The following is a 13,313-nucleotide window of genomic DNA, read 5'->3' as shown; positions in this document are numbered from 1 at the left end:
CGAGTACAGGCCCCGACCCGGCTATGTGGATAACCGGGACGGGGCCTGCCTTCGTGGAAAAAATCCTACGCGAGGTCGCTTGCCGAGCGCTGGATCTGGTCCAGCCAGGCCTGGCGTGCTTCGAGGGCTTCGCGGGCGGCCTTGATGCGTCGCTGGTCGCCTGCTTTCTCAGCTTTCTCCAGGTCATCCTTGAGGCTGGCGATGGCCGACTCAAGCTGCGAGAGTGCACTGTTGGTGCGGGCCTTGGTCTCCGGGTTGCTCCGGCGCCACTTCTCTTCTTCGGCTTCCCGGACAGCGTCCTCTACCTTGCGCAGGCCGGCCTCGATGCGTCCCATGTCCGCACGCGGCACCTTCCCGGCGTCCTCCCACCGGTCACGGATGGACTGGAGGGCCTTCTTGGCAGCGCTCAGGTCATTGATCGGCAGGAGGGCCTGGGCCTCGGCCACCAGCTCTTCCTTGACAGCCAGGTTGGCGGTGTATTCCTGGTCGATCTGGTCGTTGGCCGCCTGCCGGTTGCTGAAGAAGACGTCCTGCGCTGCACGGAACCGGGCCCAGAGCGCGTCGTCGTCTTTGCGGCTGGCGCGGGGAGTGGCCTTCCACTGGTCCATGAGCCGGCGGTATTCGCCTGCGGCATAGCCCCAGTCCGTTGACGAGGAGAGTCCCTCGGCCTCGGTGATCAGTGCCTCCTTGGCGGCCTTCGCTGCCGAGTTGTTGCTGTCCAGCTGCGAGAAGTAGGCGCGGCGGTGGCGGTCGAAGACCGTGCGTGCCGACCGGAAGCGCTTCCACAGTGCGTCTTCGTTGCTGCGTCCCAGGCGGACGCCGCTCTTCTGCGCCGCCTTCCAGGTCTCAAAGAGCTCGTTCATGCGGGCGCTCGAGGTCTTCCACTGGATCTGCGCGGGATCCTGTCCGGCGATGGACTCGGCTTCGGCGACGATCGCTTCGCGGGCTGCGAGTTCGCTGGCCCGGACGGCGTCGTGCGCCGCCTTCTCCGATTTTTCCAGCTCCACGATCTGGGTGGAGAGCGAGTCCAGGCGCGCCTCGGCTGAGCGGATATCGCCCACCATGTTCCGTTCAGCCAGTTGTTCCCGCAGATGGGCGACGGTCTTCTGCATGTCCGTGGCCGGTGCCTTGGATTCCACGCGGTGTTCCAGGAGCACCACCTGGGCGATCACGTCGTCGAACTTCCGGGCGAAGTACCCCAGGGCCTCATCAGGGCTGACGCCGGGGTATTGGCCTACGGCGAGTTCTTCACCGTCCAGGGTGAGGAACACATGGCCGTCGCCTTCGGCGCGGCCCCACTTGGCGGCTTCGGCGAGGGACGCTGCGGACACTGCCGGCGCGGCAGGTACGACGGCGGCGGGAGCCTTGGGACGCGCTGCGAAGGCAGCGGGCGAGGGAGCCGGGCGGGGTGCAACAGGCTTGGCTTCCGGCGTCGTGGTTTCGACGCCCGGCGTCTCTTCCTGGCCGCTGCCCTCGGTCGCCTCGACGGCTTCCTGGTTGGTCACTGCTGCTGTTTCGTCGGATTTCTGACTGTCTGTCACCGCTAAAAGTCTTTCGCTTGGAGGGACTGCTAAAGGTCATGCACCCCAGGCCGGGGCCGGGAGTCGGTTACTTCAGTGAAAAAGAGTCTATCGTGACAGGTGCCACAGGGGCGCCGTCGTTGTTGGCGGCACCGGCCTTCAGCCCGGCCGCTGCGATCTTGGTGACCACATCCAGGCCACTCGTTACCTTCCCCACTATGGTGTAGCCGCCGGCAGAGTCCGAAGGGATCAGGGTGTCCTTGTAGACGATAAAGAACTGGTGGCCGTTTCCGTAGGCGTTGTTGCCGCTGCGTGCGACGGCAATGGTGCCCGCGGGGTATTTGTTGTCGGCCGGCGTGTTTTCCAGCGGTCCCCACCGGTAGTTGGGGTCATCGGAACCGTCCTCGGCCTTGGCCCCGCACTGCAGCAGCCCAAAAGTATCCGAGGTTGTCAACCGGTGGCAGAAGGCACCAGCGTAATAGCCGGAATCGCTGAGCGACTTGAGGACGGCAGCAGCCTGTGGAGCGGTGGTTCCATCGATCTGGACTCCCACCACGCCGCTGTTCAGGGTGAGTTCTCCCGTGAAGGTTTTCCCCGCGGCTGTGTCCGCGCTGGGAACGTCCGCGCTGTTGGTGGCTGCGGGCGAGGCGGACGGTGAACTGAGCCCGGCCTGGGCCGCTGCATACTCCTCCTCAGTTGGATTGGAGCTGAACACCGTCAACTGGAGCACCACGGCCAGGACCAAGGCCACGATGGCTGCGGTGATGGCAAGGGTATTGTCCCGCTTGCGCCGCTTGCCCTGTTCCTGCCGCAGGGCACGCTTGGCTTCCATTTGCCGGATGCGTCGTCTGGCCTCGCGTTCATCGCGCGACTTCGTTGCCAAGAGTCCTCCTGTTAATGTCCGTGTACCAGGGCGGCCGAGGGGATCCGGGCATGCTGCATTAGAAGTGCACGCGAGGAAAGCATAAACTGGCTGCCGCACATAGTTTATGCATGACCGTCTGGACTCCTGCCCAATAAACGCTGATTGGATGTTTATTGTCGCTGCATTGAATTCCGGGTCGGCTTTCTTCGAGGAGACATTTCCACCATGGCACGTACCGCCTCCCTGTCCGGATTCCCCGAGTGGCTTCCCCAGGAGCGGTTGGTGGAACTCCATGTCCTGGATACCCTCCGCAAGACCTTCGAGCTGCACGGTTTCTCATCAATTGAGACCCGCGCGGTGGAAACGGTTGGCCAACTGCTGCGCAAGGGCGAAATCGACAAGGAAGTCTATGGATTGAGCCGGCTCCAGGATGACGAAGGCGAACCGGCGAAAGCTGATCGCTCGGATCCGAACGCGCTTGCACTGCACTTCGACCTGACGGTGCCGTTCGCGCGGTACGTCGTGGAGAACGCCGGCTACCTTGCCTTCCCCTTCCGCCGCTACCAGATCCAAAAGGTGTGGCGCGGAGAACGCCCGCAGGAGGGCCGTGCCCGGGAATTCACGCAGGCCGATATTGACGTTGTGGGCGACGGTGAGCTGCCGTTCCGCTACGACGTGGAAATCGCCCTGGTCATTGCCGAAGCCCTGAGCGCACTTCCGATTCCGGAGTTCCGGCTCCGCGTGAACAACCGCAAGCTGGCGGAAGGTTTCTACCGCGGCATCGGCCTCACGGACACTGCGGGGGTGCTGCGCAGCATCGACAAGCTGGAGAAGATCGGTGCCGACAAGGTGGCGGAGTTGCTCAAGAGCGAGCTAGGGGCCACGGACGAGCAGGCCGGCCTGGCGTTGCAGCTTGCCACGATCCGCACCGAGGACACGTCCTTCGTGGCCCAGGTCAAGGCTCTCGGTGTCAAGGACGACCTTCTTGACGAAGGCCTGAGCGAGCTCGAGCAGGTCATTGAGGCAGCAGTGCTGCGTGCCCCCGGCAAGGTGCTCGCAGACCTCAGCATCGCCCGCGGCCTGGACTATTACACCGGCACGGTGGTGGAGACCGTCCTGGTTGGCCACGAGCAGCTGGGTTCCATTTGCTCGGGCGGACGTTACGACGCCCTGGCCAGCAAGGGCAACCGCAAGTTCCCCGGCGTTGGCCTTTCCATTGGCGTGACCCGCCTTGTCTCGCGGATCCTGAGCCAGGAGTTCGCCACGGCATCCCGTTCCGTGCCAACTGCGGTCCTGGTTGCCTTGAACCACGATGACAGCTGGTCCGCAGCACAGGACGTCGCTGCGCAGTTGCGCAGCCGCGGCATCGCCACGGAAGTCGCCGCGAAGGCCGAAAAGTTCGGCAAGCAGATCAAGTTCGCGGACCGTCGTGGCATTCCGTTCGTGTGGTTCACCGACGAGGATGGCAAGCACCAGGTCAAGGACATCCGTTCGGGCGAGCAGGTGGATGCGGATCCGGCCACCTGGACTCCGTCGGACGAGGACCTGTACGTCCGGGTCACCACCGCCTGACTTCCCCCGTAGCGGGGGCCGCGGCCGGGGCGGGTAAACTCGGACGGGATCGTCCTTGCGGACATCCCTCAAAATTCACGCTGAAAGGAATGCTGTGCTGCGCACACATGACCTCGGATCACTCCGTTCCGAGCACATTGGACAAACCGTTACCCTGGCCGGCTGGGTAGGCCGCCGCCGCGATCACGGTGGCGTGGCATTCGTTGACCTGCGTGATGCCTCCGGTGTCGCCCAGGTGGTTGTCCGCGAGGAAGAGGTCTTCCACGGCCTGCGCAACGAATACGTCCTGCAGGTGACCGGTACCGTCAACAAGCGTCCCGAAGGCAACGAGAACCCCGCCCTGGCCACCGGCGACATTGAGGTCATCGCGGACAAAGTGGTGATTCTCAACACTTCCGATCCTTTGCCGTTCCAAATTGACGAGCACGTGGAAGTTGGCGAGGAGGCACGCCTCAAGCACCGCTACCTGGACCTCCGCCGCCCGGGCCCGGCCCGCAACATCCGCCTCCGCTCCGAGGCCAACCGCGTAGCCCGTGAACTGCTGCACCAGCGTGGTTACGTCGAGATCGAAACGCCCACGCTGACGCGTTCGACGCCGGAAGGCGCCCGCGACTTCGTGGTGCCGGCACGCCTGGCCCCGGGTTCCTGGTACGCCCTGCCGCAGTCACCGCAGCTTTTCAAGCAGCTCCTCCAGGTGGGCGGCTTCGAGAAGTACTACCAGATCGCCCGTTGCTACCGCGATGAAGACTTCCGCGCGGACCGCCAGCCTGAGTTCACCCAGCTGGACATCGAAGCCAGCTTCGTGGACCAGGACGACATCATCGACCTGGGCGAAGGCATCGTCAAGGCCCTCTGGCAGCTGATCGACGTCGAAGTCCCCACGCCCATCCGCCGCATGACCTACCTCGACGCCATGGCCCGGTACGGTTCGGACAAGCCGGACCTGCGCTTCGGCCTTGAGCTGACCGAGCTGACGGAATTCTTCAAGGACACCAACTTCGGTGTGTTCAAGGCTCCTTACGTGGGCGCCGTGATCATGCCCGGTGGTGCGTCCCAAGCCCGCCGCGCCCTGGATGCCTGGCAGGAATGGGCCAAGCAGCGCGGTGCCAAGGGACTGGCTTACGTCCTCTTCAAGGAAGACGGCGAGTTGGCCGGTCCCGTTGCCAAGAACCTCACCGAGCAGGAACGCGCAGGCCTGGCGGATGCCGTGGGCGCCAAGCCGGGGGACTGCATTTTCTTCGCAGCGGGCGAGAAGTCCGCTTCACGTGCACTGCTCGGCGCAGCCCGCGTGGAGATCGGCCACCGTACCGGCCTGATCGACCCGAACGACTGGGCGTTTGTCTGGATTGTTGACGCCCCCATGTTTGAGCCTGCTGCCGCGGCTGTGGCGTCCGGGGATGTCGCGGTTGGCGCCGGCCAGTGGACGGCTGTGCACCACGCGTTCACCTCGCCCAAGCCTGAGTTCCTGGACACCTTCGACCAGGATCCGGAATCGGCGTTGTCCTACGCCTACGACATTGTGTGCAACGGCAATGAGATCGGTGGCGGTTCCATCCGTATCCACCAGGCCGATGTCCAGGAGCGCGTGTTCAAGCTGATGGGCCTGGACAAGGAAGATGCCGAGACCAAGTTCGGCTTCCTGCTCGAGGGCTTCAAGTACGGCGCCCCTCCGCACGGCGGCATCGCCCTTGGCTGGGATCGCGTGGTGGCCCTGCTGGCCGGGGTCGAGTCCATCCGCGACGTCATCGCCTTCCCCAAGACCGGCAACGGCTTTGACCCGCTGACCGCAGCGCCTGCTCCGATCACGGCGCAGCAGCGCAAGGAAGCCGGAGTGGACTTCAAGCCGGAGGCCAAGCCCGCCGCAAAGCCGGAGACCAAGTCCGAGTAAAGTTCCCCTTCGAAGGCTCCCCGTCCGCGGGGGGCCTTCGGCGTTCCCGCCGTCAGTGAAAGGTGGCCCCCTTCATGCTGGACCAGTCCTCGATCGAAGCCCTCATGGACGAGGCCTGGCCGTCCTTGGACCGGGAAGAATCTGGTGCTTGGGTGCTGAGGGCGTCTGAGGGCGTGACGCAGCGGGCCAATTCAGTGTGGCCACGCGGATTGTCCGCTGGCGCGGACGGCGCGGCGCTGGCCGCGGCCGTCCGTGATGCCTCCGAGTGGTACCGTCGCCGCCGCCTCCCGCTGATCTTCCAGGTGTTCGACGACGCCCGCAGCGCGGGCCTCAATGACGTCCTGGATGGCTTGCGCTTCACCCGGCAGTCCGCCACGCAGATCATGGTGCGCGGCACGTCGGGCCTGCCGTCCTGCGGTGACGGCCGCGTGGAGTTGTCGCGTTCCCCATCGGAGGAATGGCTGAGGCTGTGGTGGTCGGTGGACGGCCGCGGCGGTGAACCTGAACTGGAGGTCGCGCGCAGGATCCTGACCGGCTGTCCTTCCGTCTACGCCCTCGTGAGGGACGACGCCGGCCAGCCGGCCGCCGTCGGGCGTCTTGCTTTGGCGGGTGGCTGGGGTGGCATTTATGGCATGGCGACGTCGGAAGCGCACCGCAGGCGGGGCTACGCAAGTGAGGTGCTGGACGCCCTGCTGAACGAGGGTGCCCGTGAGGACCTCAAAGGATTCTGGCTGCTTGTCACGGCGGCAAATCATGCTGCGCAGAGCCTGTACCGACTGGCAGGCTTCAGGGACTACGGCAGCTATTTGTATCGGCAGGCACCGCTGCAGCGGGCAAGGTCAGGCTGCTAGAAATCAGCCTGGTGGGTCAGTGACGGTGATGCGGATGGAACATGCATCGGAAGCAGCTTTGGGCAGGATTGCCGTCTTCGGTTCCTGAACATCGAGGAAGGCCAGCCGGGTCCGTTGGGCCCAGGCCTGCGCGACCGGGGCCTTAAGGACTTGCTCCACCAAGGCGCGGTCCCCTCCGGGGATGATGTATTCGATCAGGTGTGAAGCAAAGATCCGGCCCACATGGTCGGCTGCAGTCTCCACCAAAGCGTCTGCCTGGTTGGATCGCCGCCTGGCAAACCTTTGTTGTGACTGCCCTCCTGCCGACGTCCGGGACTGGACATAGCGGTTGCCGCTCTTCGACGCGAGGATCTTGCCGCCGCTGGCTGCGGCAATGGCAAAGCCGCCACGTCGCACCAGGACAAGCCCCAGCCCGCGTTCCTGGGCAGCCAGGGAGGCCAGGCGCTCCAGTTCAGTGGCGCCGCGCCCCGGCCGCCCGTCGATCGGCCATGGCGGCCTGAGCGCAGCCGTGGTGCCGTCGGCCGCGCGCAGGACCAGGGCGTCGCCGTCGAAATCCTCGGCCGCGGACCCGTGGCTGGCAGCAAAGCGGTCCACCCAGCCCTTGAGCCGCGCGGCAGGAACCAAGGCCGTCCGGCTGGCGGCGCGGGGTCCTTGGTGGTGCGGGCTGGTTACGGGCCGGTCCACGTCAATGTCTCCTTTGCTGGAACTATGAGTAGCCTATCCATGTGGAAGATCTCTTTGGTGCCGGCGCAGTCAACGACGACGAGTCGGAGGACGTGCCCGCAGCCGGGGGAGTCTCCGATGCGGGGTGGATGGCTTCGCAGCGCAGCCCGTTGGCGGTCCGCATGCGTCCCCGGACCCTGGATGACGTGGTGGGACAACAGCACCTCCTCGGTCAAGGCTCACCGCTGCGGCAGTTGGCGGCGGGGGCGGAGGCAGCCGGTCCTGCGGGGCCGAGCTCGGTAATCCTGTGGGGTCCGCCGGGTACCGGCAAGACGACTCTCGCGCATGTGATTGCCAGGGGACCGGGCCGGAAGTTCGTGGAGTTGTCCGCCATTACGGCGGGCGTGAAGGACGTGCGGCGGGTGATGGATGAGGCCCTGACTGCCCGGGACCTCTACAAGAAGACCACGGTCCTGTTCCTGGACGAGATCCACCGGTTCAACAAGGCCCAACAGGATGCCCTGCTTCCCGGTGTCGAAAACCGGTGGGTGGTGCTGGTGGCGGCCACGACGGAGAATCCCTCCTTCTCCGTGGTGTCGCCCTTGCTGTCGCGCTCGTTGCTGCTGACGCTCAGGCCACTGACCGATGAGGACATTTCGGGGCTGCTGCAGCGGGCGGTCCTGGATGCGCGTGGACTCGGCGGGCGGGTGGAGCTCAGCCAGGAAGCCTTGGAGCACCTGGTGCGCTTGTCGGGTGGGGACGCGCGGCGGGCACTGACCGCGCTGGAAGCTGCCGCAGGTGTCGCTTTCGGTGACAGCGCCGCCGTCGAAGGCGAAGAAACGCACGACGGCGAGCCGGGCCTTGCCGACGACGGCGCACCGGACGCGCCGGTACCCGTGGAATTGCGCCACACCGAACGCGCCGTGGATGCGGCCGCCGTCCGGTATGACCGGGCCGGCGACCAGCATTACGACGTGGCGAGCGCCTTCATCAAGTCCATCAGGGGTTCGGACGTGGATGCGTCCCTGCACTACCTGGCACGCATGCTCGAAGCCGGCGAAGATCCCAGGTTCGTGGCGCGCCGCATTGTGATCTCCGCCGCCGAAGACATTGGCATGGCCGATCCCACCGCATTGCAGACGGCCGTCGCGGCTGCGCAGGCCGTTCAATTGATCGGCATGCCGGAAGGCCGCATCATCCTGGCCGAAGCCGTGGTCCACCTGGCAACCGCACCCAAATCCAACGCTGCGTACATGGGCATCAACAAGGCCATCGCCGATGTCCGGGCAGGGTTCGGCGGTGGTATTCCCATGCACCTTCGCGACGCCCACTATCCCGGCGCCAAGCAGCTTGGCCACGGCCAGAGCTATAAGTACGCCCACGATGAGCCCCACGGTGTGGCCACCCAGCAGTATCCGCCCGACGACCTGGTGGGCAAGGACTACTACGTGCCCACCACCAACGGCGCGGAAAGGGACATTGCCCCAAGGCTCGAACGGCTGCGCAAGATCATCCGCGGCCAGTAGCTCCCTGGTGCCGGTCCGCGACCGTGGAGCCGTGGCCCCGTGGTAGGATTGATCTTCGTCTGGCATGACCCGACGCACAATCCCATGGAAGTTTCCTTCGATGGCACTGTGCCGTGGGCCAGTAGCAAGAGGCAGCGGTTGGCCGATGCTCTCCCTGATGGAGGCCAGGAACACTGATACACCGCAGTAATTTGGAAGGACACAAGTGGCTAACAACACTCGTGCTCGCCGTACCGCACGCCTCTCGCGTGCACTCGGCATCGCTCTGACCCCCAAGGCCGCCAAGTACATGGAGCGCCGCCCGTACGGCCCCGGTGAGCATGGCCGTGCCCGCAAGAAGCAGGACTCCGACTACGCCGTTCGTCTGCGCGAAAAGCAGCGCCTGCGCGCCCAGTACGGCATCCGCGAAGCCCAGATGACCCGTGCCTTCGAAGAAGCACGCCGCACCAAGGGCCTGACCGGTGAAAACCTGGTTGAACTGCTCGAGATGCGTCTTGACGCCCTGGTTCTCCGTGCAGGCTTCGCCCGCACCATCGCCCAGGCCCGCCAGCTGGTTGTGCACCGCCACATCCTGGTTGACGGCATCCGCGTGGACCGCCCGTCCTTCCGCGTCGGCGAAGGCCAGCTCATCCACGTCCACAGCCGCTCCGAGGTCATGGCACCGTTCCAGGCAGCAGCTGCCGGTGCACACGTCCTGGCCACCACCCCGGCTTACCTGGATGTCAAGATCGACGCCCTGCAGGCAAAGCTGGTTCGCCGCCCGAAGCGCTCCGAGGTCCCCGTGATCTGCGAAGAGCAGCTCGTCGTCGAATTCTACGCTCGCTAAATTTTCCAGCAGCGCACTGAGAAGCCCGTGGCATACGCCACGGGCTTCTCTGTCTTTGCGGCTGGTGTTGGCGGTGTTGCCTCCACAGGTGAGATGAGGCTCCTTTTGTCTGTAAGGTACTTGGGGAAGCCCCAGCCAAACCGGAGACGGCCGGCGGGGCAGCGCAACGATCCTAGGAGTTGAGTTCTATGTCTGGTGGCGACATCGCCGGCCTGATTGCGGCAGGAGTCTTCGCGCTCCTGGTTCTGTTGCTGGCTGTGCCGATCTTGAAGCTCGGTGGAGTTTTCGACGAAGTCCGCTCGTCCATCCGTTCCATCAGCGACGGCGCCACGCCCCTCATGGACGAGGTGACGGCCACGGTGTCCACCACCAACGAGCAGTTGAAGAAGGTGGACGGCATTGCGTCGAACGTTTCCGATGCCTCCGCCAACATTTCGGCACTGTCTTCGCTCGTGGCGGCCACGGTTGGTTCACCGCTGATCAAGGTTGCCGCGTTCAGCTATGGTGTCCGCTCCGCGTTCGCCAGGAAGAGCACCCCATCGTCCGGCCGGCGCAGCCGCTGATTCCCCGGGAGGGCATCACACATGAAGAGAGTTGTCTGGATGGGCATTGGCGTCGCGATCGGCGTCATCGCCTTCAAGAAGTTCAACGAGGCGCAGGCCTCCATCGGGCCTGATGGCCTGAACCGCGCCGTTGGCCGGCTGGCCGACGGGCTGTTCGACTTTGCCGACGCGGTGCGGGCGGGCATGCACGAGCGCGAAGAGGACCTCCGGGCGGCGTTGGGCATCGAAGACGCCGTCCGTCGGTAGCGGGCGGGTTCGCCCCCGCGCCCGCAACAGGGCAGAATGGAAAGCTGCGGAACGGCATCAGCCGGTACCGCGCACAACGTGTGCAGTGAATTGAGAAGGGTAAGTAATCAGCCAATGAAGTCGCAGGAGATCACCAAGCGCTGGGTGGACTTTTTTGTCAGTAAGGGCCACACAGCCGTTCCCTCCGCGTCGCTCGTTTCCAGCGACCCGTCACTTCTCTTCACTGTGGCCGGCATGGTGCCGTTCATTCCCTACCTGACTGCCCGTGAAGAGCCGCCGTACAGCCGCGCCACGAGCGTCCAGAAGTGCATCCGCACCGGCGACATCGAGGAAGTCGGAAAAACCGCTCGCCACGGCACGTTCTTCCAGATGTGCGGCAACTTCTCCTTTGGTGATTACTTCAAGGAAGACGCCATCAAGTTCGCCTTCGAACTCCTTACCAAGAGCGTGGACGACGGCGGCTACGGGCTTCCGGCGGAACGCCTCTGGGTCACCGTCTACGAAGAAGACGATGAAGCCAAGGAACTGTGGCTCAAGAACACCGCCATCCCGGCCGAGCGCATCCAACGGATGGGCAAGTCCGACAACTACTGGCACACCGGCCAGCCCGGACCCGCCGGTCCGTGCTCGGAAATCTACTATGACCGCGGTCCCGGGTACGGCATCGAGGGCGGTCCCATCGCGGACGAGACCCGCTACATCGAAATCTGGAACCTCGTGTTCATGCAGTACCAGATCGAGAACGTCCGCTCCAAGGTGGACTTCGACATTGTTGGCGAACTTCCCAACAAGAACATCGACACGGGCCTGGGCATGGAACGCCTCGCAATGATCCTGCAGGGCGTGGAGAACATGTACGAGACCGACCAGGTCCGTCCCGTCATCGACAAGGCTGCCGAGCTGTCCGGCAAGGAATACACCTCCGCCGAGACCGACGAAGATCCGCACCACACTGACGATGTCCGCATGCGTGTTGTGGCAGACCATATCCGTTCAGCCCTCATGCTGATCGCCGATGGCGTGGCACCCTCCAACGAAGGCCGAGGATACGTCCTGCGCCGCCTGATCCGCCGCGCAGTGCGGGCCATGCGCCTCCTTGGAGTCGAGAACGCCTGCCTCCCTGAGCTCCTGCCGGTTTCCCGGGACGCCATGAAGGGCGTCTACCCGGTGGTCGAGACTGATTTTGCCCGCATCAGCCGCATTGCCTATGCCGAGGAAAAGGCCTTCCTCCGGACCATCGCTTCCGGCACCGCCCGCCTGGAAGATGCTGTTGCGGAGTCCAAGGCCGCCGGTGTTCCGCTCTCCGGTGCCGACGCCTTTACCCTGCACGACACCTACGGTTTCCCGATCGACCTCACCCTTGAAATGGCCGAGGAAGCCGGCCTCAAGGTGGACGAGGCCGGATTCCGTGCACTCATGCTCGAACAGCGCCAGCGTGCCCAGGCCGACGCCAAGGGCAAGAAGGGCGGTCACGCGGACCTCACGGCTTACCAGGAACTGCTGGGCGAAGGCGACACAGTCTTCACCGGCTACGACGAGCTTGAGGGCGAGTCCAGGGTCCGTGGCATCGTCAGCGGCGGCAAGCGGGTAGCCCACGCCTCCACGGGCGACGAAATCGAACTCGTGCTCAACGAGACCCCGTTCTACGCCGAGGCCGGTGGCCAGTCGGCAGACACTGGCCTTATCACCGGCGACGGTTTCGTCGTCGAGGTCCTGGACGTCCAGCGGCCCGTCAAGGGCCTGAGCGTCCACAAGGCAATCGTCCGCGAAGGCGAGATTGCCGGCGACGCGCTGGTGCGTGCCGCCGTCGACCGCGAACGCCGCCACGCCGCAGAGCAGGCCCACACGGGAACGCACATTGTGCACGCTGCCCTGCACCAGATCCTCGGCCCGGAGGCCACCCAGCGAGGCTCCTTCAACAAGGCAGGCTACCTTCGCTTCGACTTCGCCTGGGGCGAAGGCCTGAGCTCCGCCACTCGCTCGGAAATCGAGGAAGTCTCCAACATCGCCATCCGCAACAACTTCCGGGTGGACACTAAGGTGATGGGCCTGGCCGAGGCCAAGGCGCTCGGAGCCATGGCATTGTTCGGTGAAAACTATGGCAGCGAAGTGCGGGTAGTGGAGATCGACGGCGCCTGGTCGCGGGAGCTGTGCGGTGGCACGCACGTGTCCAATACCTCGCTGATCGGCAGCCTTTCGCTCCTGGGAGAACAGTCCGTTGGCTCCGGAAACCGTCGCGTGGAGGCCTTCGTGGGCCTGGACGCCTTCCGCCACCTGGCCGCCGAACGTGCGCTGGTCACCGAGCTGACCGAACTCCTGAAGGTGCCGTCCGGCCAGTTGGCCGACCGTATCTCCAGCACGTTGAACAAGCTCAAGGCCACCGAGAAGGAACTCGACCGCCTGCGCAAGGAACAGCTTGCTGCAGCCGCGGCAAGCCTGACAGGTACCGCACGTGACGCCGCGGGCGTCCGTGTCATTGCCCACGACGCGGGCCAGGTTGGTGGCGCGGACGATCTCCGCAACCTCGCCCTTGACCTCCGGAACCGCCTGGGTTCGGAGGCATCCACGGTGGCTGTCGCAGGCGTCAGCAACGATCGCCCCGTGGTCCTGGTGGCTACCAACGAGGCCGCCCGTGACGCCGGAGTGAAGGCCGGTGCCCTGGTTCGCCTCGCAGCCGGAATCCTCGGCGGAGGCGGCGGCGGCAAGGACGATGTTGCCCAGGGCGGCGGTACTGACGCTGCGAAGGTCTCCGAGGCCCTCGCCGCGGTAGTGGACGCGATAGCCAAGCGCTGA

11 protein-coding genes are annotated in these 13,313 nt (G+C 65.0%); 8 read left to right on the top strand and 3 right to left on the bottom strand.

Annotated features, from left to right (window positions below):
• Nucleotides 1–65: 65 nt before the first annotated feature.
• A complete protein-coding gene (locus tag ACIQT2_RS01435) occupies nt 66–1,541 on the bottom strand; it encodes a DUF349 domain-containing protein (RefSeq protein WP_402942891.1) in 1,476 nt (491 codons plus the stop codon).
• A 67-nt stretch (nt 1,542–1,608) separates the two neighbouring features.
• Nucleotides 1,609–2,403, bottom strand: coding sequence for a peptidylprolyl isomerase (locus ACIQT2_RS01430; protein ID WP_402942888.1), 795 nt, complete (start codon nt 2,401–2,403; stop codon nt 1,609–1,611).
• 207 nt (nt 2,404–2,610) lie between these two features.
• Here ACIQT2_RS01430 and hisS point away from each other — a divergent pair, with 207 nt between their 5' ends.
• The 3 genes from hisS to ACIQT2_RS01415 all read left to right on the top strand — a co-directional run bounded on the left by hisS (nt 2,611) and on the right by ACIQT2_RS01415 (nt 6,696).
• A complete protein-coding gene (gene hisS / locus ACIQT2_RS01425; RefSeq protein WP_402942885.1) occupies nt 2,611–3,957 on the top strand; it encodes a histidine--tRNA ligase in 1,347 nt (448 codons plus the stop codon).
• Nucleotides 3,958–4,051: 94 nt separating this feature from the next.
• On the top strand, nt 4,052–5,845 hold the full coding sequence (gene aspS / locus ACIQT2_RS01420; RefSeq protein WP_402942882.1) for an aspartate--tRNA ligase: 1,794 nt from the start codon (nt 4,052–4,054) through the stop codon (nt 5,843–5,845).
• A gap of 74 nt (nt 5,846–5,919) precedes the next feature.
• Nucleotides 5,920–6,696: a GNAT family N-acetyltransferase gene (locus ACIQT2_RS01415; protein ID WP_402942879.1), complete on the top strand. Its 777-nt coding sequence runs from the start codon at nt 5,920–5,922 to the stop codon at nt 6,694–6,696.
• Nucleotides 6,697–6,699: 3 nt separating this feature from the next.
• Here ACIQT2_RS01415 and ACIQT2_RS01410 read toward each other — a convergent pair whose 3' ends face one another.
• Nucleotides 6,700–7,380, bottom strand: coding sequence for an acVLRF1 family peptidyl-tRNA hydrolase (locus ACIQT2_RS01410; protein ID WP_402942876.1), 681 nt, complete (start codon nt 7,378–7,380; stop codon nt 6,700–6,702).
• A 41-nt stretch (nt 7,381–7,421) separates the two neighbouring features.
• Here ACIQT2_RS01410 and ACIQT2_RS01405 point away from each other — a divergent pair, with 41 nt between their 5' ends.
• The 5 genes from ACIQT2_RS01405 to alaS all read left to right on the top strand — a co-directional run bounded on the left by ACIQT2_RS01405 (nt 7,422) and on the right by alaS (nt 13,313).
• The gene (locus ACIQT2_RS01405; RefSeq protein WP_402942873.1) at nt 7,422–8,885 is read left to right on the top strand and encodes a replication-associated recombination protein A; all 1,464 of its coding nucleotides are present in this window, start codon (nt 7,422–7,424) and stop codon (nt 8,883–8,885) included.
• A gap of 205 nt (nt 8,886–9,090) precedes the next feature.
• Nucleotides 9,091–9,711, top strand: coding sequence for a 30S ribosomal protein S4 (rpsD, locus tag ACIQT2_RS01400; RefSeq protein ID WP_387437188.1), 621 nt, complete (start codon nt 9,091–9,093; stop codon nt 9,709–9,711).
• 188 nt (nt 9,712–9,899) lie between these two features.
• Complete coding sequence (locus ACIQT2_RS01395; protein ID WP_402942870.1) at nt 9,900–10,274, top strand: DUF948 domain-containing protein; 375 nt, start codon at nt 9,900–9,902, stop codon at nt 10,272–10,274.
• A 21-nt stretch (nt 10,275–10,295) separates the two neighbouring features.
• A complete protein-coding gene (locus ACIQT2_RS01390; RefSeq protein ID WP_402942867.1) occupies nt 10,296–10,520 on the top strand; it encodes a DUF6167 family protein in 225 nt (74 codons plus the stop codon).
• Between the two features lie 114 nt (nt 10,521–10,634).
• Nucleotides 10,635–13,313, top strand: coding sequence for an alanine--tRNA ligase (alaS, locus tag ACIQT2_RS01385; protein ID WP_402942864.1), 2,679 nt, complete (start codon nt 10,635–10,637; stop codon nt 13,311–13,313).

Source organism: Paenarthrobacter sp. NPDC090522 (genome assembly GCF_044769225.1).
Taxonomy (GTDB): domain Bacteria; phylum Actinomycetota; class Actinomycetes; order Actinomycetales; family Micrococcaceae; genus Arthrobacter.
The sequence above is the reverse complement of the archived record's forward strand: the minus strand, read 5'-3'. Positions and strand labels throughout refer to the sequence as shown.